This window comes from Streptomyces sp. NPDC048504 (assembly GCF_043200035.1).
Classification (GTDB): domain Bacteria; phylum Actinomycetota; class Actinomycetes; order Streptomycetales; family Streptomycetaceae; genus Streptomyces.
On the sequence record NZ_JBICXA010000009.1, the window covers coordinates 53,585 to 77,962 of the forward strand.

At 70.0% G+C, this 24,378-nt stretch carries 19 protein-coding genes and 1 pseudogene; 14 read left to right on the forward strand and 6 right to left on the reverse strand.

Annotated features, from left to right (window positions below):
- The first annotated feature begins 95 nt into the window (after positions 1-95).
- Positions 96-956: a phosphatase PAP2 family protein gene (locus ACGFY9_RS22885; protein ID WP_393756796.1), complete on the forward strand. Its 861-nt coding sequence runs from the start codon at positions 96-98 to the stop codon at positions 954-956.
- A gap of 461 nt (positions 957-1,417) precedes the next feature.
- On the opposite strand, the pseudogene ACGFY9_RS22890 reads toward ACGFY9_RS22885, so the two are convergent.
- Positions 1,418-2,277: pseudogene (locus ACGFY9_RS22890) on the reverse strand (LysR substrate-binding domain-containing protein).
- A 144-nt stretch (positions 2,278-2,421) separates the two neighbouring features.
- On the reverse strand, positions 2,422-5,421 hold the full coding sequence (locus ACGFY9_RS22895) for a bifunctional [glutamine synthetase] adenylyltransferase/[glutamine synthetase]-adenylyl-L-tyrosine phosphorylase (RefSeq protein WP_393756798.1): 3,000 nt from the start codon (positions 5,419-5,421) through the stop codon (positions 2,422-2,424).
- Positions 5,422-5,608: 187 nt separating this feature from the next.
- On the opposite strand from ACGFY9_RS22895, the gene ACGFY9_RS22900 reads away from it, so the two are divergent.
- The 5 genes from ACGFY9_RS22900 to ACGFY9_RS22920 all read left to right on the forward strand — a co-directional run bounded on the left by ACGFY9_RS22900 (position 5,609) and on the right by ACGFY9_RS22920 (position 9,993).
- On the forward strand, positions 5,609-6,121 hold the full coding sequence (locus tag ACGFY9_RS22900) for a pyridoxamine 5'-phosphate oxidase family protein (protein ID WP_393756800.1): 513 nt from the start codon (positions 5,609-5,611) through the stop codon (positions 6,119-6,121).
- 24 nt (positions 6,122-6,145) lie between these two features.
- Entirely contained in the window at positions 6,146-6,586 is a 441-nt protein-coding gene (locus ACGFY9_RS22905; protein WP_393756802.1) for a VOC family protein, read from the forward strand.
- Positions 6,587-6,738: 152 nt separating this feature from the next.
- Positions 6,739-7,614: an alkaline phosphatase family protein gene (locus ACGFY9_RS22910; protein ID WP_393757402.1), complete on the forward strand. Its 876-nt coding sequence runs from the start codon at positions 6,739-6,741 to the stop codon at positions 7,612-7,614.
- 1 nt (position 7,615) lies between these two features.
- Positions 7,616-8,977, forward strand: coding sequence for an MFS transporter (locus tag ACGFY9_RS22915; protein WP_393756804.1), 1,362 nt, complete (start codon positions 7,616-7,618; stop codon positions 8,975-8,977).
- On the forward strand, positions 8,974-9,993 hold the full coding sequence (locus ACGFY9_RS22920; protein ID WP_393756806.1) for a TolB family protein: 1,020 nt from the start codon (positions 8,974-8,976) through the stop codon (positions 9,991-9,993). Before ACGFY9_RS22915 ends, ACGFY9_RS22920 begins: the two co-directional genes overlap by 4 nt.
- 39 nt (positions 9,994-10,032) lie before the next feature.
- Here the strand turns inward: ACGFY9_RS22920 and ACGFY9_RS22925 are convergent, their stop codons facing one another.
- Positions 10,033-10,332: a hypothetical protein gene (locus tag ACGFY9_RS22925; RefSeq protein WP_393756808.1), complete on the reverse strand. Its 300-nt coding sequence runs from the start codon at positions 10,330-10,332 to the stop codon at positions 10,033-10,035.
- Between the two features lie 72 nt (positions 10,333-10,404).
- Positions 10,405-11,766, reverse strand: a complete 1,362-nt coding sequence (gene glnA, locus ACGFY9_RS22930) for a type I glutamate--ammonia ligase (RefSeq protein WP_019064820.1) — start codon at positions 11,764-11,766, stop codon at positions 10,405-10,407.
- Positions 11,767-12,120: 354 nt separating this feature from the next.
- Here glnA and ACGFY9_RS22935 point away from each other — a divergent pair, with 354 nt between their 5' ends.
- The 8 genes from ACGFY9_RS22935 to ACGFY9_RS22970 all read left to right on the forward strand — a co-directional run bounded on the left by ACGFY9_RS22935 (position 12,121) and on the right by ACGFY9_RS22970 (position 21,843).
- The gene (locus tag ACGFY9_RS22935) at positions 12,121-12,792 is read left to right on the forward strand and encodes a DUF3105 domain-containing protein (protein ID WP_393756810.1); all 672 of its coding nucleotides are present in this window, start codon (positions 12,121-12,123) and stop codon (positions 12,790-12,792) included.
- Positions 12,789-13,418, forward strand: coding sequence for a DUF305 domain-containing protein (locus ACGFY9_RS22940; protein ID WP_393756812.1), 630 nt, complete (start codon positions 12,789-12,791; stop codon positions 13,416-13,418). The genes ACGFY9_RS22935 and ACGFY9_RS22940 overlap by 4 nt, the downstream gene beginning before the upstream one ends.
- A gap of 226 nt (positions 13,419-13,644) precedes the next feature.
- Complete coding sequence (locus ACGFY9_RS22945; protein ID WP_393756814.1) at positions 13,645-15,603, forward strand: protease pro-enzyme activation domain-containing protein; 1,959 nt, start codon at positions 13,645-13,647, stop codon at positions 15,601-15,603.
- A gap of 347 nt (positions 15,604-15,950) precedes the next feature.
- The gene (locus ACGFY9_RS22950; RefSeq protein ID WP_393756816.1) at positions 15,951-18,365 is read left to right on the forward strand and encodes a DNRLRE domain-containing protein; all 2,415 of its coding nucleotides are present in this window, start codon (positions 15,951-15,953) and stop codon (positions 18,363-18,365) included.
- 36 nt (positions 18,366-18,401) lie between these two features.
- Complete coding sequence (locus tag ACGFY9_RS22955; protein WP_393756818.1) at positions 18,402-18,926, forward strand: hypothetical protein; 525 nt, start codon at positions 18,402-18,404, stop codon at positions 18,924-18,926.
- A gap of 98 nt (positions 18,927-19,024) precedes the next feature.
- Positions 19,025-21,061: an NAD(+) synthase gene (locus tag ACGFY9_RS22960; protein ID WP_393756820.1), complete on the forward strand. Its 2,037-nt coding sequence runs from the start codon at positions 19,025-19,027 to the stop codon at positions 21,059-21,061.
- Complete coding sequence (locus ACGFY9_RS22965) at positions 20,952-21,326, forward strand: alpha/beta fold hydrolase (RefSeq protein WP_393756822.1); 375 nt, start codon at positions 20,952-20,954, stop codon at positions 21,324-21,326. Before ACGFY9_RS22960 ends, ACGFY9_RS22965 begins: the two co-directional genes overlap by 110 nt.
- Positions 21,327-21,408: 82 nt before the next feature.
- On the forward strand, positions 21,409-21,843 hold the full coding sequence (locus tag ACGFY9_RS22970) for a VOC family protein (protein WP_393756824.1): 435 nt from the start codon (positions 21,409-21,411) through the stop codon (positions 21,841-21,843).
- Positions 21,844-21,969: 126 nt separating this feature from the next.
- Here the strand turns inward: ACGFY9_RS22970 and ACGFY9_RS22975 are convergent, their stop codons facing one another.
- Together ACGFY9_RS22975 and ACGFY9_RS22980 are read right to left on the reverse strand one after the other, a co-directional pair.
- Positions 21,970-23,184 (reverse strand): MFS transporter, encoded by a 1,215-nt coding sequence (locus ACGFY9_RS22975; protein ID WP_393756826.1) that lies wholly within the window; start codon positions 23,182-23,184, stop codon positions 21,970-21,972.
- Between the two features lie 98 nt (positions 23,185-23,282).
- Positions 23,283-24,335: an endonuclease/exonuclease/phosphatase family protein gene (locus ACGFY9_RS22980; RefSeq protein WP_393756828.1), complete on the reverse strand. Its 1,053-nt coding sequence runs from the start codon at positions 24,333-24,335 to the stop codon at positions 23,283-23,285.
- Positions 24,336-24,378 lie beyond the last annotated feature (43 nt).

The following is a 24,378-nucleotide window of genomic DNA, read 5'->3' on the forward strand; positions in this document are numbered from 1 at the left end:
GTAGTCCGGGCGCTCTCCCCGTCGTAGAACATGCGAGCCGGACCCGACCAGGGGATGATCGGTCGCGGAAGCCTTTTCTGGCAGACTTCGTGTCTATGGGTGAGACCACCGTGACGACATTGGAAGGCCGTGAAGAAGCCGTTCCGAGCCCCGTCGCGGACGCCGCGGGGCAGGGATTTCTGCGCCGGTTGCGCACTCCGCGCCGACCCCGGCTGTGGTTCGAGATCCTGCTGATCGCGGTGAGTTACTGGACGTACTCACAGATCCGCAACGCGGTCCCGGAGCAGCGGTCCGAGGCGCTGCGCAACGCCGACTGGATCTGGCGTGTGGAGCATCATCTCGGCATCGCCGTCGAGCAGTCGGTCAACCACGCCGTGAATTCGGTGACTTGGCTGATCATCGGCATGAACTACTACTACGCCACACTGCACTTCGTGGTGACGCTGGGTGTCCTGGTGTGGCTGTTCCGCAGTCATCCGGGCCGGTACGCGGCGACCCGCCTCGTCCTCTTCGCGACGACGGCCGTGGCCCTGGTCGGCTACTACTTCTTCCCGCTGGCCCCGCCCCGCCTCATGAACGGCGGCCACTTCGTCGACACGGTCATGGTCCACCAGACCTGGGGTTCGATGGCGTCGGGCGACCTGAAGCACATGTCGAACCAGTACGCCGCGATGCCGTCCATGCACATCGGCTGGTCCCTGTGGTGCGGCCTGACGATCTTCGCCCTGGCGAAGGTCCCCTGGGTCCGCGTCCTGGGCCTGTTGTACCCGGCGGTGACGCTCATGGTCATCGTCTCCACGGCCAACCACTTCTGGCTCGACGCGGTGGGCGGCATGCTCTGCCTGGCCTTCGGCTTCGCGGTCTCCCGCCTGTGGTACGGCGCGTTCCCGTACGCCCTGCCGAGGACGGTGGCGGTACGGGGAGCGGACGGGCTCCTGCTACCCACGAAGGCCTGACCGCTGCGTCGGCTGCGTGGATATGCGGCTCCGCCGCAGGGCCGCGATGGGACGTCGTTCCGCTGCCGCGCCGTCGTGGCTGGTCGCGCAGTTCCCCGCGCCCCTTCAGGGCGCTGCCGAGCCCCAGCCGCTGCCATCACCGGGACCTCGCTCAGCCTTCATTCGCCGCGTCCCGCAGAACCCGCAGGGACGCCCGTAGGGCCGGCGGCGGCGGTCCGGGCTCCGGATCGCGTACGACCCGTACGACCGCGTCCGGATGGCGGCTGCCGAGACCCAGCCGCTGACTTCAGCCGACCCCGCTCAGCCCTCGTTCGCCGCGTCCCGCAGCGCCCGCAGGAACGCTCGTAGGGCCAGCTGCGGCGGCGCGGTTGGCCCGCACGGCTCCGGATCGCGTACGACCCGTACGACCGCGTCCGGATGGCGGCTGCCGAGACCCAGCCGCTGACTTCAACCGACCCCGCTCAGCCCTCGTTCGCCGCGTCCCGCAGCGCCCGCAGGAACGCCCGTAGGACCGGCTGCGGCGGCGCGGTCTCCCGGACGGCCGCGTGGACGGTTCGTACGGGCTCCGGATCCTGTACGGCCCGTACGACCACGTCGGGGTGGCGGCTGGCGAGACCCAGCCGGGGATCAGGGCGCCCCCGAGGCCCGCCGCGACGAAACCCTGAGCCCCCACGTAGTCCTCGCTCTTGACCGCGAACCGCGGCCGGAACCCGGCTGCCTCGCACGCGTCGAGCTGGGCGTCGAGACACGGCCCCGGCCACTCGCTGCCGGCCCACGGCTCCTCGGCCAGCTCCCTCGGCTCCACGCTCCGCCGCGCGGCCAGCCGGTGCCCCTTGGGCAGGACGGCGAGATACGGATCGTCGAGCAGCTTCACCAGCCGTACGCCCTCATGGGCCTTTGACGCCCCGGACGCCCCGACCACCAGCGCGACATCCGCCCGCCCCTCCTTCACCTCGGGCAGCGGATCCTCGGGGTCGGTGAGCTTCAACTCCCGCTGGACTCCGGGGTGTTCGGCGCGGAGCCGGGCCACGGCGGGGGCGACCAGGGCGGCACCGGCGGTGGCGAAATAGCGGACCGTGAGCCGTCCCGTGCGCCCGGCCACCAGGTCCGCCAGCGCCGTCTCCGCCTCGGCGACCTGCCGCCCGATGGCGTCCGCGTACCCGGTGAGCAGCAGCCCGGCCGCCGTGGGCCGCACCCCGCGCCCGACCCGCGAGGGCGCGACAAGCGCGGCAACGGTCGGATATCTACTGCCAGTTGTATCGGTAACGCTGGGCGCGGTGCCGCTGGACGAGAGGGCGGGCGCGAGGGTGGTGGCGGGCATGGCAGTAGTCCTAGCGGGCGTAGCCATTGCAAGACCCCGCCCAGTAAAAGCTTTTGCCTTTAGGGGCGCGGGGCTGTGACATCTGCGGCTCCGCCGCGCGGGCGCGACCAGCCCCCACCGGGCGGTCAGCCGAAAAGCAACCCTCTAGGCCCCGTAGAACAACACGTCCACCACACCACGCGCCCGACGTGTGGTCCGCCGATAGTCATCCAGCATGTCCCCCACATGCCCCGGCCCATACCCCAAGTACCGTCCCACGGCGGCCAGTTCACGCGGATCGGAAGGAAACGTATCGCCCGCCCGCCCCCGCACAAGCATCACCGCGTTACGAACCCGCGTGGCCAACACCCAAGCCTCGTCGAGGATCAAAGCGTCCTCAACGGAAATCAGCTCGGCAGCGCAAGCCGCAGCAAGCCCCGCCCGAGTACGCGTCGTACGCAACCCCGGCTCAGCCCACCCGTGCTGCAACTGCATCAGCTGCACAGTCCACTCGACGTCGGACAGCCCCCCACGCCCCAACTTGGTATGCAGAGTCGGGTCAGCCCCGCGAGGCAACCGCTCGGACTCCATACGGGCCTTGAGCCGCCGAATCTCCCGCACGGCATCGTCCCCGAGCCCCTCAGCCGGATACCGCAGAGGATCGATCAGCTCGATGAACCGGCGTCCCAACTCCTCGTCCCCGGCGACAGGTTCGGCCCGCAACAGCGCCTGCGACTCCCAGACCAGCGACCACCGGCGGTAGTACGCCTCGTAGGACTTCAACGACCGTACGAGCGGCCCCGACTTACCCTCCGGCCGGAGATCCGCGTCGATCAGCAGCGGCGGATCCGAACTGGCGACCTGAAGCAGCCGCCGCATCTCGGAGACGACCTTGTTGGCAGCCTCGGAGGCCTCCCGCTCGGGCACCCCCTCGCGGGGTTCGTGCACGAACAGGACGTCCGCGTCGGAGCCGTAGCCCAGTTCGTGGCCGCCGAAGCGGCCCATGCCGATGACGGCGAAGCGGGTGGGGAGCGTGTCGCCCCAGCCCGCGCGGACCACCGCGCGCAGGGTGCCGGCGAGGGTCGCGGCGGTCAGGTCGGAGACCGCGCTGCCGACCCGGTCGACGAGGGCGCCCTGGTCGGCCTCGACGGGCTGGGTCTCGGTGCCGTAGGAGCCGACGATGTCGAAGGCGGCCGTACGGAAGAGTTCGCGGCGGCGGACGCCCCGGGCGAAGGTGACGGCCTGGACGGCGTCGTCGGCGCGGCCGACCGCGGCCAGTATCTCCTGGTCCAGGTGGGCGCGTTCGCGGGGTTCGAGGCCGCTGCCGCCGTCTCCGTCGCCGAGCAGGGCGACCGCTTCGGGGGCGCGCATGAGGAGGTCGGGGGCGAGACGGCCGGCGGAGAGGACCCGGGCGAGGTTCTCGGCGGCGGCGCCCTCGTCCCTCAACAGCCGTAGGTACCAAGGGGTCTTGCCGAGCGCGTCGGACACCTTGCGGAAGTTGAGGAGGCCCGCGTCCGGGTCGGCGGAGTCCGCGAACCAGCCCAACAGGACGGGCAGCAGAGTGCGTTGGATGGCGGCCTTGCGGGTGACGCCGGAGGCTAGGGCCTCGATGTGGCGCAGGGCCGCCGCCGGGTCGCTGTAGCCGAGGGCGACCAGTCGCTCGCGGGCCGCCTGGGGGCTCAACCGGGTCTCGCCGGGGGCGAGTTGGGCGACCGCGTCGAGCAGCGGGCGGTAGAAGAGCTTCTCGTGCAGGCGTCGTACGACGGTGGCGTGGCGCTTCCACTCGCGGTTCAGCTCGGCGACCGGGTCGGTGCGCAGGCCCATCGAGCGGCCGAGGCGGCGCAGGTCGGCCTCCTCGACGGGGACGAGGTGGGTGCGGCGCAACCGGTAGAGCTGGATGCGGTGTTCCATCGTGCGCAGGAAGCGGTAGGCGTCGTCGAGGCGGGCGGCGTCCTCGCGGCCGACGTAGCCACCGGCGGCGAGGGCCTCAAGCGCGACGAGTGTCGTGCCGCTGCGCAGCGACGTGTCGGCGCGGCCGTGCACCAACTGCAGGAGCTGGACGGCGAATTCGACATCGCGGAGGCCGCCGGGGGCGAGCTTCAGTTCGCGGTCGATCTCGGCGACGGGAATGTTCTCGACGACACGGCGGCGCATCTTCTGCACGTCGGGGACGAAGTTCTCGCGCTCGGCGGCCTTCCACACGAGGGGTTCGAGCGCGTCGACGTACTCGGCGCCGAGCGCGAGGTCGCCGGCCACCGGGCGGGCCTTGAGCAGGGCCTGGAACTCCCAGGTCTTGGCCCAGCGTTGGTAGTAGGCGAGGTGGCTGGCGAGGGTGCGGACCAGCGGGCCGTTGCGGCCCTCGGGGCGCAGGTTGGCGTCGACGGGCCAGATGGACCCCTCGACGGTGGTCTGGGAGCAGATCCGCATCATGTGCGCGGCGAGCTTGGTGGCCGCGCGGACCGCCTTGCCCTCGTCGGCGCCCTCGACGGCTTCGCCGACGAAGATCACGTCGACGTCGGAGATGTAATTCAGCTCGTGGCCACCGCACTTGCCCATCGCGATCACCGCGAGCCGGCACAGCGCGGCGTCGTCGGGCGCGGCGGCACCGGCGATGGCGAGGGCGGCACGCAGGGTGGCGGTCGCGAGGTCGGCGAGTTCGGCGGCGGTCTGGGCGAGGTCGGTGGTGCCGCACACGTCACGGGCGGCGATGGACAGCAGGCAGCGGCGGTAGGCGACGCGCAGGGCGACCGGGTCGGTGGCCTCGGCCAGCCCGCGCTCGAACTCCTCCACCCCGGGGTGGAGGTCACGCGGCTCGTACATGACGAGGGCGTGCCAGTCGCGCGGGTGCCGGGCGAGATGGTCCCCCAGGGCGGCGGAGGCGCCGAGGACGCCGAGCAGCCGGTCGCGCAAGGGCTTCGCCGCGATCAGGGTGTCCAGCAGCTCGCGGCGAGGAGTGTCCTCGGGCTGCGCCTCCAGGAGTCGTACGAGACCCTGAAGGGCCAGGTCGGGGTCGGCGGTGGCGCCCAGGGCCTCCAGCAGGACCGGGTCGTTCCTTATCGGCGCCAGCTCCGCGCTCTCCAGGAGCCGCTCGGCGGCCGAGGGATCGGTGAAGCCGTGCCGCAGCAGTCGCGTGAAGGTGCTGCTCCTGCGCCCCGGCGCCGTCATCCTCGGCCTCCCTCGGATCAAGGTCGTGCGGATCTAGGTCGTAACGTCCCGAGCCTAACCGCAGGTGCGGGCGGTGGCGCCGGGGCGTGCGGCGATGAGTTCTGGAGTGAGATGGAGTCTGCGGAAGAGAGGACGTACGACTCAGGGAGTAGCCGATGACCTACGGCTCAGGGACCAGGGGCAGCCGATGACTGACAAGCAGCCGATCACCCGTCTCGACCCCCGCTACAGCGACCCGGCGGCCACCGCGACCGACTGGTCCGCTGCCGAGGCTCAGCTCGGGGCGGCCGAGCAGTTCTGGATCTCGACGGTACGGCCGGACGGGCGGCCGCATGTGACGCCCCTGCCCGCGGTGTGGGCGGACGGGGCGCTGCACTTCTGCACCGGGCCCGAGGAACGCAAGGCCCGCAACCTCGACGGCAACCCGCACGTCGTGCTGACGACGGGCACGAGCACCTGGGACGAGGGGTACGACCTGGTCGTCGAGGGTGCGGCGGCGCGGGTCACGGACGAGGACCGGCTGCGGGAGCTGGCCGCCGCGTGGGAGGCGAAGTACGGCAGCTTCTGGCGCTTCGACGTGCGGGACGGGGCGTTTCATCACGGTTCCGGGTACGCGTACGTCTTCGCTGTGGCGCCCCGCACGGTTTTCGGCTTCGGTAAGGGGGAGCCGTTCAGCCAGACGCGGTGGCGGTTCGAGTGACGCGCCTGACAAAGGAGTCAAGCCATGGACATGACCCTCGAAGTGATCGTCCTGCCGGTCTCGGACGTGGACCGGGCCAAGGAGTTCTACCGGGACAAGGTCGGCTTCCACGTCGATCTCGACGGTGAGGTGATGGAGGGCGTGCGGATCGTGCAGATGACGCCGCCGGGCTCGGGCTGTTCGATCGCGCTGGTCGCCGGGTTGCAGATCCCCACCGGGACGCCGCAGCCGGGGACGTACCACGGCATGCAGCTGTGCGTGCAGGACGCGAAGGCGGCCTACGACGAGCTGACCGCGCGCGGCCTCGATGTCAGCGAGCCGGTGCAGTTCGCGCCGCAGGACGGGGCGACGTTCATGTACTTCAAGGACCCGGACGGGAACGGCTGGGCGATCCAGGAGTACCGGAAGCGGGCCGCCGAGCCGCTGCACCAGGTGCTGGCCCAACTGGCGGCGCCGCAGGAGTAGTTCACCAATTCTTCATCCGCCGGGTTGGGAGTGGTGGGAGGCGGGCATTTTGGCGTGTGCATGCTCTGTCCGCACCGTCACCCCCGTCCTCCCCCCACCCGGAGGTAGAAGTGTCCGGCAGTGAAGAAGTGTCCGGCGGTTCCGGCCGTTCCGTGTACCGCCGCAGCCGCGCCGTCGTGGCGTCCGCGCTCGCCTTCTCGGCAGCCGCCGTCGGGGTCTGGACCGGTTTCGGCACCGTGTCGACCGCGCACGCCGCGACCGGGGTGCCGACCCCGGACCACGTCGTCGTGGTGGTGATGGAGAACCACGCCTACAGCCAGGACATCGGTTCCTCCAGTGCCCCCTACATCAACTCGCTCGCGACCGGCGGCGCCGCCCTCACCCAGTCGTACGGGATCACCCACCCGAGCCAGCCGAACTACTTCGCGCTGTTCTCCGGCTCCACCCAGGGCATCACCAGCGACAGTTGCTACACGGCGGGCTTCTCCTCGGCCGCGAACCTCGCCTCCGAGGTGACCGCCGCGGGCGGCACCTGGGCCAGCTACAACGAGACGCTGCCGAGCCAGGGTTCCACGACGTGCAGCAGCGGCAACTACGCGCGTAAGCACAACCCGTGGTTCGGCTTCTCCAACGTCGCGACGTCAACGGCGAAGACGTTCACGCAGTTCCCGACGGACTACACGACCCTCCCCGACATCTCCTTCGTCACCCCCAACCTGTGCAGCGACATGCACGACTGCTCGGTGGCGACCGGTGACACCTGGGTGAAGAACAACCTCGGCGCGTACGCCACTTGGGCCAAGACCCACAACAGCCTGCTCGTCGTGACCTTCGACGAGGACAACCTGCTCAGCGGCAACCGCATCCCGACGGTCTTCTACGGCCAGCCGGTGAAGGCGGGTTCGACGTCCTCGACCACGTACAACCACTACAACCTGCTGCGGACCCTGGAGGACTCCCAGGGCCTGACCACCCACGCGGGCAACGCGGCCTCGGCCGCCGACATCACCGGCATCTGGGCGTCCTGAGATGTACGTGGCGGACAGCCGCGCCAACGCCGACCCAAGTGCCGGGAGTACTACGGGTATTGCCCGTAGGACGGCGCGGGTGTCCGCCGCCGTAGCGCCCACCGTCTTCGCACTGGGCGCGGTCAGCCTGATCACCGACGTGTCGTCCGAGATGGTGACCGCGGTCCTCCCGCTGTACCTGGTGACGGGCCTCGGCCTGTCCCCGCTGGGCTTCGGTCTCCTGGACGGCATCTACAACGGCTTCTCGGCGCTCGTCCGGCTGGCCGGCGGCCACCTCGCCGACCGCGGCGGCGGCCGCCACAAGTGGATCGCGGGCATCGGCTACGGCATCTCGGCGCTCTGCAAGCCGTTGCTCCTGCTCGCCCACACCCTCCCCCCGATCGGCCTGATCCTCGCCGCCGACCGCACGGGCAAGGGCCTGCGCACAGCACCCCGCGACGCGCTGATCTCCCTCTCCTCCACCCCGGAGAACCGTGGTCGTGCCTTCGGCGTACACCGCGCGATGGACACGGCGGGCGCGCTGCTCGGCCCGCTGGTGGCGTTCCTGATCCTCCGGGCGACGGTGGACGGCTACGACGCGGTGTTCACGGTGAGCTTCTGCGTGGCGGTGGTCGGCGTCCTGGTGCTGGTGCTGTTCGTGCCGGGGTCGACGTCAACTGCCGCGCCCCGCACGGAGAAAGCCGCACGGGAGAGGGTCGTAGGGGAAAGAGCCGTAGGGGAACAGGCCATAGGTGAGAAGGCCGTAGACGAGCAGGCCGTACGCCCGACCCTCCGCGCCGCCTTCGCCCTCCTCGCCCGCCGCGACCTGCGCCGTATCACCGTCTGCGCGCTCCTCCTCGGCCTCGCGACGGTCAGCGACTCCTTCGTCTACCTGCTCCTGCAACGGCGACTCGGCGTCCCCGACCGCTGGTTCGCGCTGCTGCCGCTGGGCACGGCGGCGGCGTTCCTGCTCCTCGCCGTACCGCTGGGCCGGCTCGCGGACCGTGTCGGCCGCTGGCGGGTGTTCCTCGGCGGCCACGGCGCCCTCCTCACGGCGTACGCCTTGCTGCTGACGTCCTGGCACGGCACGGCTCTCCCCTACGCCGTCCTCCTCCTGCACGGCGCCTTCTACGCGGCGACCGACGGCGTGCTGATGGCGGCGGCCTCGGACAGCGTGCCGGCGGAACTGCGGTCGTCGGGGCTCGCGTTGGTGCAGACGGGCCAGGCGGCGGCACGGTTCGTGTGCTCGCTCGGCTTCGGTGCGGCGTGGACGCTGTGGGGCGACCGTACGGCGCTCACGGCGTCGGCGGCGGCGCTGGCGGTCTGCGCGGCGTTCGCGTCAACTCTCCGTCCGGGCCGATCAGTTCTGGAGCCTGCCCCATGACCCTGCGCAACCGCATCCTGGTCCTCCTCGCGGCCGTGGCCGCACTCGCGGCGGTCGCCACGGCCTCGGTCCTGCACGCGTCCGCACGGGCCGAACGACGGAACGTGACCCAGCCCGGCGGCCCGAAGATCACCGCGGGCCGGATCACTCTCACAACACCCGGCACCATGGTGTTCCGCAACATGGCCTGGGGCCCCCACCGCGACGAACTCACCACGGTCCCGGCGTCCGATCCCTCCGGCCCCCGCACCGCCGCGGGCGTCAAGTGCCTGCGCTTCTACGCCAGTTCGGGCACGGGGGTCTGCCTCCAGGCGGTCCACGGCACGGTCACGGACACGTACCGCGCACTGATCCTCGACGCCCACCTCAAGGAGACGGCCCGCTACGACGTCCCCGGCATCCCCTCCCGCGCCCGGGTCTCCCCCACGGGCCACTTCGCCGCGTGGACGGCGTTCGTGGGCGGCGACTCGTATGCCGGGACGAACTTCTCGACGCGGGCGGCGATCGTGGACACACGGACGGGGAAGCTGATCCCGACGTTGGAGTCGTTCCGGATCATCAAGGACGGCCACGTCTACCACTCCGCCGACGTCAACTTCTGGGGCGTGACCTTCGCATCGGACGACCGCACCTTCTACGCGACGCTGGCGACGAAGGGCAGCACCTATCTGGTGCGGGGCGACCTGCGCACGCGCACGGTCACCACGCTCCACACCAACGTCGAATGCCCGTCCCTCTCCCCCGACGGCACGCGCATCGCGTACAAGAAACGCGTCAAGGGCCTCCCGAAGGACGCCCCTTGGCACCTCTACGTCCTCAACCTCCGCACGATGCACGAGACTTCACTGGCGGAGCCGAGGAGCGTCGACGACCAGGCCGTCTGGCGCGACGACCACACGATCGTCTACGCCATGCCCGGCGACTACGGCGCCGATCTGTACAGCGCCCCGGCGGACGGCACGGGCAGGGCTCGGCGGATCAGCACGGCGGCGGTGTCTCCGGCGTATGTGAGGTAGGCCGACACCGTCTTCGGCGTACACGAGGCACGCCGACCGCTATCGAGGGCCCAGTTCCTCGTCCAGCACGCGCGGCCAGTCCGCGTGCCCCAGCCCGCCCGCCATGAGCAGGTCACGCCAGTCCGTCCGAGCGAGCCGTACCGCCGACCGAAACCGATCGACGTCTCCGGCTGCGATCACCACAGCCGCCGCCAGCAGCCGCTCCGCGCTCTGCAGCGACCCTTCGAGCTGGACCGCGAGCACTCTCAACGCCCCGACGATCCCCCGCGCGACATCGGCATCCGGAAAGTCCCGCCGGACCCGGCTGTGCAGCCGGGCACTGACCACGTCCTCGTCCATGCCACCCCCTGATGAAGCGCGGCAGGGCCGACGGTTCCCGACCGTCGGCCCCACTCGACTGAACGCCTGCCTTTACAGCACCGGCAGGTTCTTCCGCAGCTCGAACGCCGTGACCTCGCTGCGGTACTCCTCCCACTCCTGCCGCTTGTTGCGCAGGAAGAAGTCGAAGACGTGCTCGCCCAGGGTCTCGGCGACGAGGTCGCTTCGCTCCATCAGGGTGAGGGCCTCGCCCAGGTTCTGCGGGAGCGGCTCGATGCCCATCGCGCGGCGTTCCGCGTCGGAGAGGGCCCAGACGTCGTCCTCGGCGCCCGGGGGGAGTTCGTAGCCCTCTTCGATGCCCTTGAGGCCGGAGGCGAGGAGAAGGGCGTAGGCCAGGTACGGGTTCGCGCCCGAGTCCAGGGAGCGGACCTCCACGCGCGCGGAGCCGGTCTTGCCGGGCTTGTACATCGGGACGCGGACCAGGGCGCTGCGGTTGTTGTGGCCCCAGCAGATGTACGAGGGGGCCTCGCCGCCGGCGCCGGCGGTGCGCTCGGAGCCGCCCCAGATGCGCTTGTAGGAATTGACCCACTGGTTGGTGATGGCGGAGATCTCGCCCGCGTGCTTCAGCAGGCCCGCGATGAAGGAGCGGCCGACCTTGGAGAGCTGGTACTCCGAGCCGGACTCGTAGAACGCGTTCCGGTCGCCCTCGAAGAGGGAGAGGTGCGTGTGCATTCCGCTGCCCGGGTGCTCCGAGAACGGCTTCGGCATGAACGTCGCCTGCACGCCCTGCTCCAGCGCCACCTGCTTCATGACCAGGCGGAACGTCATGATGTTGTCCGCGGTGGAGAGGGCGTCCGCGTAGCGGAGGTCGATCTCCTGCTGGCCGGGGGCGCCCTCGTGGTGGGAGAACTCGACCGAGATGCCCATCGACTCCAGCATGGTGATCGCCTGGCGGCGGAAGTCCATGCCCACGTTCTGCGGGGTGTGGTCGAAGTAGCCGGAGTTGTCGGCGGGTGTCGGGCGGGAGCCGTCCAGGGGGCGGTCCTTCAGGAGGAAGAACTCGATCTCCGGGTGGGTGTAGAAGGTGAAGCCCAGGTCGGAGGTCTTGGCGAGGGCTCGCTTCAGCACGTAGCGCGGGTCCGCGAAGGACGGGGAGCCGTCCGGCATGAGGATGTCGCAGAACATCCGGGCCGTGCCGGGGGCCTCCGCGCGCCACGGCAGGACCTGGAAGGTGGAGGGGTCCGGCTTGGCGATCATGTCGGACTCGTAGACCCGGGCGAAGCCCTCGATCGCGGAGCCGTCGAAGCCGATGCCCTCGTCGAAGGCCTGTTCCAGCTCGGCGGGGGCCACGGCGACGGACTTGAGGAAGCCCAGCACGTCCGTGAACCACAGCCGTACGAACCGGATGTCGCGCTCCTCCAACGTCCGGAGCACGAACTCCTGCTGCTTGTCCATCTTCCGCTTCCCCATCCTTGCTGGTCAGGCCGCCTGTCCTCGTACCGCAGGAGGCGGTCGGGCACCTGAGCATCCCACCACAACACCATTTCGTGCGCGTTGCCGACCATGATCGACCGGTCGACCTCGGGCTGAACGGCTCGCGTACGGCAGGTGTCCTGCGCTCTTGCCCCTCTTGTGACCATCTTGCCTGCTCGGACTGACATTCGTAATGCCTGGTCCGGGGGTGACCCTGGTGTTCCCCCGACTTTGCTGTGGGCGCCCTACGAGAACGTGTTTCCGCCCACTACGATCAGTACGTCCCGACCTTCCTGTCCCTTCCCCGTCCCTTCCCCCAAAAAGGACACATACCTCATGGGTTCCGCCAAGAACACCGGTACCGCGGCGCGCAAGGCCCGCATCGAGGAGATGCGGCGCGCCGAGCAGTCCCGCGAGCGACGTTCCCGGATCGTGAAGATCGCGGCGAGCGCGGTGGTCGTAGCCGGTCTCGTCGTCGGCGGGGTCGCGGTCGTGCACGCGCAGTCCGGCAAGAAGGACAGTTCCGCGAGCGACTCCAAGAACTCCGCTTCGGGTCACTTCGTCGCGGGCGCGGACGGTGTGAACACCTGGAAGGGCACGCTGGGCCGCACTCACGTCACGGGCACGGTGAACTACCCGATGCACCCGCCGGTGGGCGGCAACCACAACCCGGTCTGGCTGAACTGCAACGGCGACGTCTACACCAAGGCCGTCAAGGACGAGAACGCGGTGCACGCGCTGGAGCACGGCGCGGTCTGGGTGACGTACAACAAGAAGGCCTCGGCCGCCGACATCAAGGCGCTCGCGGCCAAGGTGAAGTCGACGCCGTACTCGCTGATGAGCCCGTACGACAGCCAGAAGGACCCGATCATGCTGTCGGCGTGGGGTCACCAGCGGACCGTGAAGAGCGCGAGCGACCCGGACGTGAACACGTTCTTCGAGAAGTTCGTGCAGGGCAGCCAGACGCCGGAGCCGGGCGCCGCGTGCACGGGCGGGCTGTCGCAGTGAGGTCCGCGGCTCTGATCGCCGGGGCCGCGGCGACGGCGCTCGTCGCGGCCGGCGCGATCACGTACGCGGTCGCCGAGGACGGCGGATCGTCCACCAACTCCCCCACTCCTACGGCCGATTCGGCCGACGCGGGCTTCGCGCGGGACATGGCGGTCCATCACCAGCAGGCCGTCGAGATGTCGTACATCGTGCGGGACCGTACGAAGAACGTGGAGGTACGGCGCCTCGCATACGACATCGCGCAGACGCAGGCCAACCAACGGGGCATGCTGCTGGGGTGGTTGGACCTGTGGAACCTTCCGAAGGTGTCGGCCGATCCGCCGATGACCTGGATGGGCATGGGTGACATGGCGTCCGGCAAGGATGGCGCGCTGATGCCAGGGATGGCGACCAACACCGAGCTGAAGAAGCTGAACACGCTGAGCGGCAAGCCCGCCGAGGTGTTCTTCCTGCAGCTCATGACGGACCACCACAAGGGCGGTATCCACATGGCCGAGGGGTGTGTGGAGAAGTGCCGGGTGGGGGTGGAGAAGCGGCTGGCGCAGGGGATGGTGGACGCGCAGCAGTCGGAGATCCAGTTGATGGCCGACATGCTCAAGGAGCGTGGCGCAAAAGCGCGTTCGTAAAGCACCCCCGGTCGTTCGTTACACGCCCGTAAGGAAAAAAGCCCCCAATTCGCCCCGGGTGACGGTTCCTTGGGGTTCTCTTGACTTTCGCGTTCCCCTGGCATGAACGGTTCATCGAAAGAGTGGCCCCCACGTGTGATCCATCCCGGACCCTCCCGCCGCGGGTTCCGTACGGATCGACGACGACCAACCACTCCATGCGTCGAACCGCATAGCAGGGGGTTTTATGAGATCCAATCGCGCCACCAAGCGCGCCGGCGTGAGCATGGCGGCGACACTGCCCATGATCGCCGGTGCACTGGCGCTCGGCATACCCGCGGCGCACGCCGCGGACAGCCCGGGCCGGGACACGCTCGCGGGCACCAAGCCCGCGTGGGCGACGGCCAAGGCGGACAAGGGAGCGACCTCCGACAGCTCCCAGGTCTCCGCCCGGGTCTACCTCGCCGGCCGGGACGCCTCCGGTCTCGCGGCGTACGCCAAGTCCGTGTCGGACCCGAGTTCGGCCCTGTACGGCAAGTACCTGAGCGCCGCTCAGGTGCAGCAGCGCTTCGGCGCCACGACGGCCCAGGTGACGGCCGTCAAGTCCTGGCTGAAGTCCGCCGGGCTGAAGGTCACCGGCACCACGCAGCACTACGTCACGGTCTCCGGTGACGTGGCCGCGGTCGAGAAGGCGTTCAGCACCTCGCTGCACAACTACTCGAAGGGCTCGAAGACCTACCGCGCCCCGTCGAAGACGGCCTCCGCGCCGGACAGCCTCAACGGTGCCGTCCTGACCGTCACCGGTCTGGACAACGCCCCGCACACGGCGAGCCACGAGGACACGCTGCCGGGTCCGGACACGGTGTTCAAGAACTCCGGTCCGTTCTCCTCGTACTACGGCTCGAACATCGCGACCACGCTGCCTTCCGCCTACGGCCAGAAGATCCCGTACGCGGTCCAGGGCTACACCGGCAAGCAGCTGCGTGCGGCCTACGGCGCGGGCAAGTACACGGGCAAGGGGGTGCGGGTCGCGATCACCGACGCGTACGCCTCCCCGACGATCGCCTACGACGGGGCCACGTACGCGAAGGCCCACGGCGACGCGAAGTACACCACCAGCACGCTCAAGCAGGTGCTCCCCTCGGAGTACACCAAGACCGAGGAGTGCGGGGCGGCCGGCTGGTACGGCGAGGAGACCCTCGACGTCGAGGCCGTGCACGCGGTGGCGCCGGACGCGAACATCACGTACGTGGGTGCCGCGTCCTGCTACGACGACGATCTGCTCGACTCGCTCAGCAAGGTCGTCGACAACCACCTGGCCGACATCGTCTCCAACTCGTGGGGCGACATCGAGGCCAACCAGACCCCGGACCTCGCGGCCGCCTACGACCAGGTGTTCCAGCTGGGCGCGGTCGAGGGCATCGGCTTCTACTTCTCCTCCGGTGACAACGGCGACGAGGTCGCCAACACCAAGGTGAAGCAGGTCGACACCCCGGCCAACTCGGCGTGGGTGACGGCGGTCGGCGGTACCTCGCTGGCCGTCGGCAAGGGTGACAAGTACCTGTGGGAGACCGGCTGGGGCACCGAGAAGGCCTCGCTGTCGGCCGACGGCAAGAGCTGGACCAGCTTCCCCGGCGCCTTCACCTCGGGCGCGGGCGGCGGCACCAGCAAGACGGTGGCCGAGCCCTTCTACCAGAAGGGTGTCGTCCCGGACGCGCTCGCCAAGGCCAACAGCGCCGCCGGCAACCGCGTCGTCCCGGACATCTCGGCGATCGCCGACCCGAACACCGGATTCAAGGTCGGCCAGACGCAGACCTTCCCCGACGGTTCGGAGCAGTACAGCGAGTACCGGATCGGCGGCACCTCGCTCGCCTCCCCGGTGATCGCGGCGGTCCAGGCCCTGGCCCAGGAGGCGCGCGGCGGCAAGGCGATCGGTTTCGCCAACCCGTCGATCTACTCCAAGTACGGCACGAAGGCCTACCACGACGTGACCGACAACCCGACGGGCTCCGGCCTGGCGGTGGCGCGCGTGGACTTCGCCAACAGCTTCGACGCCTCCGAAGGCCTGCTGACCTCGGTCCGCAGCCTCGGCAAGGACAGCTCGCTGTCCGCGGTGAAGGGCTATGACGACGTGACCGGCGTGGGCACGCCGGCGGACGGTTACGTCGCGTCGTACGTGCCGCAGAAGTCGCACCACAAGCACTGATCCACAGAGCGGTTCAGCAAAGGGGCGTGGGGTTCTTACGGACCTCACGCCCCTTTGCGTTCGCCTTCTTCAAGCAGGCGCAACGCACGGGGAAAGGGGCGGTCTCCGTATGGTCATCACAGGTCACTGGCCCTATGCGTGAAGATCCCCTGGAGATACGGTCAGGGCGCAGCGGTTGACGGGGGAATGACAACTTGCCCTCGCGTGCCGCCGTACCAGTTCGTACGGGGGGCAGTCTTCGGGAGCCGGAGCAGGCCGAACACCTTCGAGTCGCGACGCCGAGGTCGCCGTCCGCCGCGCGGATCAGCCGACCCCCCGTTCACCCTTGACCACCGAACGGGGATGTCATGTCACACAGCACTGTACGTTCGAGACCCGCGGCCCACGTGGCGCGCGCCGTCCTGCTGTTGCTCGCCCTGCTGGTCGGCGTGCTGGTGGCTCCCGGCCGTGCCGAGGCCGTCATCTGTCCCGGGGCGACGACCGACCAGACGCCGGTCGTGGTGGAGCCCGAGTCCGCGGACTCCACCACCACGACCCCGGTGCTGTCGACGGTCCTTGAGACGTACAACGGCGTCGGCAGCATCAGCGGCTCGCTGTTCGTCACCGACAGCTCGGGCAACGCGGTGGCCGGCACGCCGATGGCCACCGGCACCGTCCTCTCGGGCCAGCGCCTCACCTACCAGGTGCCCGCGGGCGCGCTGAGCATCGGGACGACGTACAAGTGGTGGGTCACCGCGTCGATCTCGGCCTGCGTGCACTCCAGCAGCGGCGCGATCAGCTTCACGCCCACCACCTCAACGTCCTCGCCCGGGACGACGACGGGGCCCGACTCGGTGACGATCACCGGTTCGTCGCTGACCGCGGAGACGGCGAAGAGCGACTCCACCGCGTGCTCCGGCTCGCCGTGCCCGCTCTCCCAGAACCCCGCCACGCTGGACGTCGGAGGAGACGGCACCTCGCACTGGGTGTCCGCGCTCAGACCGGATCTGTCGGCCGTCCCCGCCGGATCCACCATCGACAGCGCCACCCTCGACCTGACGTCCACCGCCTGCCTGGGCGGCTGCGCCGGCGACACCCTGACCATCGGGCTGGCACAGGACAGCGTGACCGCGCAGACCGACGGCACGTCGCTCGCCGCGGTCAGCACCACCCTCACCGCGAGCGGCACCGAGTCGGCGGGCGCCTACGACATCACGCCGCTGGTCGCGGAGTGGGCCAACGGCGATGTCGCCGACGACGGCATCCTGCTGTCGGCGTCGGACGAGGCGACCGCGACCTCCGGGGTGGGCTACGCCGGTCCGACCGCGGCCTCCGGGGCGGCGTCGATCAAGGTGACGTACACCCCGCCCGCCGTGCCGGGCGCCCCCACCTCGCTGACGACGACCGCAGGTGACGGCGGTGTGCTCGTGGCCTGGGCCGCACCGGCTTCGACGGGCTATGTCGAGGGGGAGAACGCCACCGACAACGACGACCCCGGCGACGGCATCTCCTCGTACACCGTCAGCGCGGTCAACGCCGCCGGCAGCACCGTGGCCACGGCGAACACGTCCACCACCACCGAGGCCCTGCTCACCGGTCTGACCGACGGGACGAGCTACACCGTCAAGGTCACCGCCACCAACCCGGTGGGCACCGGACCGGCGGCCAGTGCCACAGGGGTCAGCCCCGAGGCGGTGCCCGGCGGGCCCGCCCAGTACATCCAGGCGGCCGGCCAGATGCTGAACGCCCGCGACGGACTGCAGAAGGGCACCTACACCACGTCCACCGCCGCACTGGCCTCGGACTCCTACTCGGCCTACGTGTCCACCTGGCTCGGCTACGAGTCCACCGCCGATGCCGGAGTGCACACCGCGGAGTCAGCGAACAGCGAGTCGGAGACCAGCGACACCACGGCCCTGTCGAACTCCCTCGCGGCCCTCTCGGCGGACGGCGGCACGGTGACCGTCTACACCACTGCGGACGAGACCTTCACCACCGTCGACACCAGGACCGGCACCACGGACACCGTCCCCGGCGAGGCGATCGACCAGGACGCGTACACCTTCAGCGTCACCGGCACCGTGCCGCAGATCTCCCAGGCGGCCGACGCCGACGCCCTCGTCAAACCGGTGACCGCCGCCTCCGAGATCACCGCCTACTCCGCCACCCTCGACGGAACGCCCGCCAGCACGTCGTCCGCCCTGACCACCGACCCCAGTACCGGATACCTCACCGCCGGCACCGAGACGGTCAGCTCCTCGGGGGGCCACCGGGCCAACCTCTCCGGCGTCGTCGCCTGGGCGAACAAGTGGTACGGCGGCACGTACAACGGGTTCTCGGACGACTGCACGGACTTCGCCTCCCGTGCCATCCACTACGGCGGCAAGCTGAACGAGAACACGCCGAGCGTTCCGCCGGCGCACCACTCCGACGACCACTACTGGTTCCAGTCGCACGGCATCTTCGGGGCGACCACCAGCTATTCGTGGGCGGGCGCCTACCACCAGGCGAACTTCCAGAGCATCGAGGGCTCGTACTTCTACCACTACGCCCAGGACGTCTCCCCGGGCGATCTGATCTTCGCGAACTGGTCCGGCAGCTCGGCCTCCGGGATCTCCCACACCGGCGTCGTCGTGAAGAACGACGGCGGCAACATCTACATCGACCAGCACTCCAACACCCGGCACAACGAACCGCTGTACAAGGACGGCAGCCAGAAGACCTGGTCCTCCGGCCACCCCAACCTGCATGTGTGGGTCGTGTATCCCCACACCAAGTTCTGAAGGCCCGGCGAGAGCCACAGAGAGTAAGGAGCGGATGTGAAGGCATTCAGGCCCGCCGGCCCGCGCGCGGTGGCGGTCACGGCCGTCGCCCTGCTGGCGGCCGGCTGCTCGGGGCACTCCCAGCCGACGCAGACCCCGCACGTGCTGCTGACCAGCGGCGTCTACCAGGGCAACGCCTGGTCGGTGTACGCATGGCAGCAGGGCGGGCAGCTGTGCATGGAGGTCGACGGGCCCGGCGGCCCGACGGCCTCCGGGGGACCGGACGCCGGGGCGTGCGGGTTCGACGAGAAGAACCCGTCGTCGGGCTACTACGCCAGTGGTCCGGGGCCCGGTGACAGCGACATCAACTACGGGCCGCTGCCCTCGCGCGCCACCCAGATCCGGGTGGCGACCAAGGAGATCCTGCCGACCGAGCCGTTCCCGGCCGGCAAGCAGCTGCCCGCCGGTCGCTACTGGATCCAGATCATCCCGAAGGACTGGCCGCTCCCCGCGAACGGCAAGGAGATGTCGCCCAAGCCGCTGGACGCCTCGGGCCGACAGGTCGCGTACCAGGACTTCTGACGCGACCGGAAGAGACGACGGGGTGGCGTGGGGTGCACCACACCTCACGCCACCCCATTGCGTCGCCCTGACGATTACCGGCGATTACAGTGGACCCCGTGCCTCCACTGAACTTCTGGTCGATCTATCAGCACGGCTTCGCCCGCGTCGCCGCCTGCACGGGCCACACCGTGATCGCGGACCCGCACGCCAACGCCGAAGCGGTCCTGCGCCACGCCCGCCGGTGCGACGAGGAGGGCGTCGCCGTCGCCGTCTTCGCCGAGATGGGCCTGTGCGGCTACTCCATCGAGGACCTGCTCCTCCAGGACGTCCTCCTGGACCAGGTCGAGGAGGCGCTGCGGGACGTGGTGACGGGGTCGGCGGACCTGCTGCCGGTGCTGGTCGTCGGCGCCCCGCTGCGCCACCGCAACCGGATCTACAACTGCGCGGTGCTGGTGCACCGCGGCCGGGTCCTGGGTGTCGTACCGAAGTCGTACCCCCCGAACTACCGCGAGTTCTACGAGCGCCGCCAGATCGCCGACGGCGCCGACGAGCGCGGCGGTTCGATCCAAGTCGGCGGCGAGAGCGTGCCGTTCGGCGTGGATCTGCTGTTCGCGGCGCAGGACGTGCCCTCCCTCGTGCTGCACGCGGAGATCTGCGAGGACATGTGGGTGCCGGTGCCCCCGAGCGCCGAGGCCGCCCTCGCGGGTGCGACGGTCCTCGTCAACCTCTCCGGCAGCCCGATCACGGTAGGCCGCGCCGAGGACCGCAGACTCCTCTGCCGCTCGGCGTCCGCCCGCTGCCTCGCCGCGTACGTCTACGCCGCGGCCGGCCTCGGCGAGTCGACCACCGACCTGTCCTGGGACGGCCAGGCGATGATCTACGAGAACGGCGCGCTGCTGGCCGAGACGGAACGCTTCCCGCTGGGCGACGAGTACGCGGTGGCCGACGTCGACCTGGACCTGCTGCGGCAGGAGCGGCAGCGGATGGGCACGTTCGACGACAACCGCCGTACGCACAGGGCGCGGACGGCCGACTTCCGCACAGTTTCCTTCGAACTCGCCCCGCCGCTCACGGACTTGGGGCTCCGCCGCCGTCTGGAACGCTTCCCGTTCGTGCCGGCCGACGCGCAGCGCCTCGCGCAGGACTGCTACGAGGCGTACAACATCCAGGTCGAGGGCCTCCAGCAGCGCCTCGCGGCGATCGGCGGCCCCAAGGTCGTCATCGGGGTCTCCGGCGGCCTCGACTCGACGCACGCGCTGATCGTCGCCGCCCGGGCGATGGACCGCGCGGGGCGCCCGCGCAGCGACATCCTGGCGTGGACGCTGCCCGGTTTCGCGACCAGCGACCACACCAAGGACAACGCCCACGCGCTGATGCGGGCGATCGGCGTCACGGCGGCCGAGCTGGACATCACGCCGACGGCGCGGCTGATGCTGAAGGAGATGGACCACCCCTTCGCCTCCGGGAAGCCGGTCTACGACGTCACCTTCGAGAACGTCCAAGCGGGCCTGCGCACGGACTACTTGTTCCGCCTCGCCAACCAGCACAACGGCATCGTGCTCGGCACCGGCGACCTCTCGGAGCTGGCGCTCGGCTGGTCCACGTACGGCGTCGGCGACCAGATGAGCCACTACAACGTCAACTCCGGCGTCCCCAAGACCCTGATCCAGCACCTCATCCGCTGGGTCGTCAGCAGCGACCAGTTCGACGAGGAGACCGGCAAGATCCTCACCGCGATCCTCGACACGGAGATCAGCCCGGAGCTGGTACCGGGCGAGGAGATGCAGTCGACGGAGTCGAAGATCGGCCCGTACGCGCTGCACGACTTCACGCTGTTCCACGTGCTCAGGTACGGCTTCCGGCCGTCGAAGATCGCGTTCCTGGCGTGGCATGCGTGGCACGAGGTGGGGGCCGGGGCGTGGCCGCCCGGGTTCCCCGAGGCGAAGCGGGTCGCGTACGACCTTCCCGAGATCCGGCGTTGGCTTGAGGTGTTCTGCCGGCGCTTCTTCGGGTTCGCGCAGTTCAAGCGGTCGGCGATGCCCAATGGGCCGAAGGTTTCGGCGGGGGGGTCGCTGTCGCCTCGGGGGGACTGGCGGGCGCCGTCGGACGGGTCGGCCACGGCTTGGCTGCGGGATCTGGAGCGGTTCGACTAGGGCGGTCCGGGCCGGTGGGGTCAGGGGCGGTCGCCGCCGCTGGGCAGGGGCTCGAGTGTGGCGAGGGAGTCGCGGAAGGCCCCGTCGGTTCGGGTGGTGTCGCCGGTCCTCGACGTACCTCGTCTGCGCCCAGGACCGGGGCACCCCGCCGCACCTCCAGCGCGAGTACGCCCGCCGGGCCGGCAGCGTGGTCGAACTCGACGCGGGCCACCATCCGTTCCTGTCTCGGGCCTTGGCGGTCCGGGATCTGGTGCTGGGTCTTTGACGGCTGGCGCGGGCCGGCCGGGCCGAGCCCGCGATGACACCCCAGGCGCCCGGTGAGCGGCATGCGCCACTACGGTGGGCCGATGGCGTCGATCAAGCAGTTCCAGGTCACCTTCGACTGCGCGGAACCCGAGCGCGTCGCCCGTTTCTGGTGCGAGGTGTTGGGATACGTCGTACCGCCTCCGCCGGAGGGGTTTGCCACGTGGGGCGATTTCGATCAGTCGCTGCCATCCGAACGTCAGGGTTCGGCGTTCGCGTGCGTCGACCCCTCAGGTGTGGGCCCGCGACTGTTCTTCCAGCGTGTTCCCGAGGGGAAGGCCCTCAAGAACCGGCTTCATCTCGACGTGCGGGTCGGCACCGGGCTCGCGGGTGAGGAGCGCCTCGCCGCACTGGAGGCCGAGTGCGCACGGCTGCTCGCGCTCGGCGCGGTACGCGTGCGCCTCCTGACCGCCGATGGCTACAACGAGTCGTGCCTGGTGATGCAGGACGTCGAGGGCAACGAGTTCTGTCTCGACTGAGGGGGCGTGACAGTCGGACGGGGTTGTTGCTCGGCGTAGGCGGAAGCGGTCGTGGCGAGGTGCCCGCCCCGTCGGTCAGAAGGTGAATCCTCCAACTGCCCGGGACGGGTTGGCGGGTGGGCCGAGTCAGTGCTGTAGTGCCGGGGACTGGTCCGGTACGTGGGCCGCGACCACGCGCTCGCGCCCCGGTACCGCTCGACGCCGGTCGACACTCCACGCCGTCACGGCAACTCCCAGTCCCAGCACGGCCAGGACCGCGCCGGCCAGCGCAGGGGACGTAGCGCCGAAGCCTGCCGCCAATGCCAGGCCGCCGATCCAAGCGCCGCCCGCGTTGGCCAAGTTGAAGGCTGCCTGGTTGGCGGAGGAGGCCAACGACGGGCCTGCCGCCGCCTTCTCCATCACCATCAGCTGGAGCGGGGAGCCCGTCACGAACGCCGCCGTGCCCAGGAGGACGACCGCCAGTGCCGCCGTCCACTCCGTCGTCATGAGGAGGGGGAACAGGGCCAGGACCGCCGCCAGGGACGTCAGGCCGCCGAACAACGTGCCGCGGAGGGAGTGGTCCGCCAGCCGGCCGCCGACCAGGTTGCCTGCCGTGGCGCCTACGCCGAACAGGGCCAGCAGCAGTGTCACGCTGCCCTCCGCGAAGCCCGCCGCGTCCGTCAGCATCGGGGTGATGTAGCTGTAGGCCGAGAAGAGCGCGCCGAAGCCCGCCACCGTCGTACCCAGTGCCAGCCAGACCGGGAGGGAGCGAAGAGCCGCCAGTTCGCGGCGCAGGCCCACCACCGGCGCGTGTGCGTGGTCGTGCGGGATCAGCAGGGCCAACGACGCTATCGCCGCGACGCCTATCACGCTGACGAGGAGGAACGTGGCTCGCCAGCCCAGGTGTTGGCCCATCAGCGTGGCCGCCGGTACGCCCACGACGTTGGCGACCGTGAGGCCCAGGAACATCAGGGAGACGGAGCGGGCCTTGCGTTCGGGCGCGACCATGGTCGTGGCGACCACCGCCCCTACGCCGAAGAAGGCGCCGTGCGGCAGGCCGCTCAGGAAGCGGGCCGCGAGGAGGTAGTCGTAGTTCGCGGCGAAGGCCGAGAGCACGTTGCCCGCCACGAACAGCGCCATCAGACCGATCAGGACCGTGCGGCGGGACAGACGGGCGGTGACCGCCGCCAGCAACGGAGCGCCGATGACGACGCCCAGCGCGTACGCCGAGACCAGGTGGCCCGCCGTGGGGATGGAGACGTGCAGGTCGTCCGCGACCTCGGGCAGGAGGCCCATGATCACGAATTCGGTGGTGCCGATACCAAAAGCGCCGACGGCCAGAGCGAGCAGGGCCAGGGGCATGGAAGTGCCTGTGCCTTTCAAGGGAGAGCGGAGTTCCGTACTACCGAGCTTAAGTTCAGTTACGGAACAAAGACTCCCAGGCCCGCTATTCCACGAGGTTAAGAGCTCGTGTCGAGGTTCACACGGGCCGCGATCGGGAGATGGTCGCTGCCCGTCTTCGGGAGGGTCCACGACGTCACCGGTTCGACACCCTGGACCATGATCTGGTCGATCCGCGCCATCGGGAACGACGCCGGCCAGCTGAACCCGAAGCCGCTGCCCGCAGCGCCCTGCGTGGAACGCATCTGGGAGGTGACGGCGTTCAGCGAGCGGTCGTTCATCGTGCCGTTGAGGTCGCCGAGGAGGATCTTCCGCTTGAGCGGCTCGGCGGCGATGGCCTCACCCAGCGCGTCGGCGCTCGTGTCCCGCTGCCGGGCCGTGAAGCCGGCCTCGATCTTCACCCGCACCGAGGGGAGGTGGGCGACGTAGACCGCGATCTGCCCCTCGGGGGTCGCGACGGTGGCGCGCATCGCGCGCGTCCAGCCCAGCTTTATGTCCACGGCCTTGATGCCGCTCATCGGGTACTTGCTCCACAGCCCGACCGTGCCCTCGACCGAGTGGTACTTGTACGTCGACGCGAGTGCCTTCTCGTACGTCGGGACCGCCGAGGCCGTCAGTTCCTCCAGGGCGAGGACGTCCGCGCCGGACGCGGCCACGTCACGGGCCGTACCGGACGGGTCGGGGTTCTCCGCGTTGACGTTGTGGGTGGCCACCGTCAGGTCGCCGCCGGTGCCGGTCTTGTCGCTGAGCAGCAGCCCGCCGAAGAGGTTCAGCCACACGACCGTCGGGAGGACGACGGCGATGAGCGCGGTCGCCGACCTGCGGACCAGGCCGAGGATCAGCAGGACCGGGATCGCGAACCCGAACCACGGCAGGAACGTCTCCGTGAGGCTGCCGAGGTTGCCGATCCGGTTCGGGATGCGTGAGTGCAGGAACATGACGAGGGCGAGGACGATCGCCAGCGCGGCGAGGACCAGGCCCCGGCGCCAGATCCTGGGATCGCCGCGCCAGCCGCTGATCAGTCTGTTCCACAGGCGCCGAAGCCGGGATCCACGCGGCTCGTCCCCCGAGCCGCCGCCGTCCGTCTCCGTCACATACGCCTGCTGTGCCATACCGTCGCCTCACTACCTGCCGTGCACACCATCGTCCCCGCGC

Excerpts from the sequence above, each read along its gene's own strand:
- ACGFY9_RS22885 (WP_393756796.1), top strand. The coding sequence starts at position 96 with ATGGGTGAGACCACCGTGACGACATTGGAAGGCCGTGAAGAAGCCGTT.
- ACGFY9_RS22895 (WP_393756798.1), bottom strand. The coding sequence starts at position 5,421 with ATGACGGCGCCGGGGCGCAGGAGCAGCACCTTCACGCGACTGCTGCGG.
- ACGFY9_RS22900 (WP_393756800.1), top strand. The coding sequence starts at position 5,609 with ATGACTGACAAGCAGCCGATCACCCGTCTCGACCCCCGCTACAGCGAC.
- ACGFY9_RS22905 (WP_393756802.1), top strand. The coding sequence starts at position 6,146 with ATGGACATGACCCTCGAAGTGATCGTCCTGCCGGTCTCGGACGTGGAC.
- ACGFY9_RS22915 (WP_393756804.1), top strand. The coding sequence starts at position 7,616 with ATGTACGTGGCGGACAGCCGCGCCAACGCCGACCCAAGTGCCGGGAGT.
- ACGFY9_RS22920 (WP_393756806.1), top strand. The coding sequence starts at position 8,974 with ATGACCCTGCGCAACCGCATCCTGGTCCTCCTCGCGGCCGTGGCCGCA.
- ACGFY9_RS22925 (WP_393756808.1), bottom strand. The coding sequence starts at position 10,332 with ATGGACGAGGACGTGGTCAGTGCCCGGCTGCACAGCCGGGTCCGGCGG.
- glnA (WP_019064820.1), bottom strand. The coding sequence starts at position 11,766 with ATGGACAAGCAGCAGGAGTTCGTGCTCCGGACGTTGGAGGAGCGCGAC.
- ACGFY9_RS22935 (WP_393756810.1), top strand. The coding sequence starts at position 12,121 with ATGGGTTCCGCCAAGAACACCGGTACCGCGGCGCGCAAGGCCCGCATC.
- ACGFY9_RS22945 (WP_393756814.1), top strand. The coding sequence starts at position 13,645 with ATGAGATCCAATCGCGCCACCAAGCGCGCCGGCGTGAGCATGGCGGCG.
- ACGFY9_RS22950 (WP_393756816.1), top strand. The coding sequence starts at position 15,951 with ATGTCACACAGCACTGTACGTTCGAGACCCGCGGCCCACGTGGCGCGC.
- ACGFY9_RS22965 (WP_393756822.1), top strand. The coding sequence starts at position 20,952 with ATGGGCCGAAGGTTTCGGCGGGGGGGTCGCTGTCGCCTCGGGGGGACT.
- ACGFY9_RS22970 (WP_393756824.1), top strand. The coding sequence starts at position 21,409 with ATGGCGTCGATCAAGCAGTTCCAGGTCACCTTCGACTGCGCGGAACCC.
- ACGFY9_RS22975 (WP_393756826.1), bottom strand. The coding sequence starts at position 23,184 with ATGCCCCTGGCCCTGCTCGCTCTGGCCGTCGGCGCTTTTGGTATCGGC.
- ACGFY9_RS22980 (WP_393756828.1), bottom strand. The coding sequence starts at position 24,335 with ATGGCACAGCAGGCGTATGTGACGGAGACGGACGGCGGCGGCTCGGGG.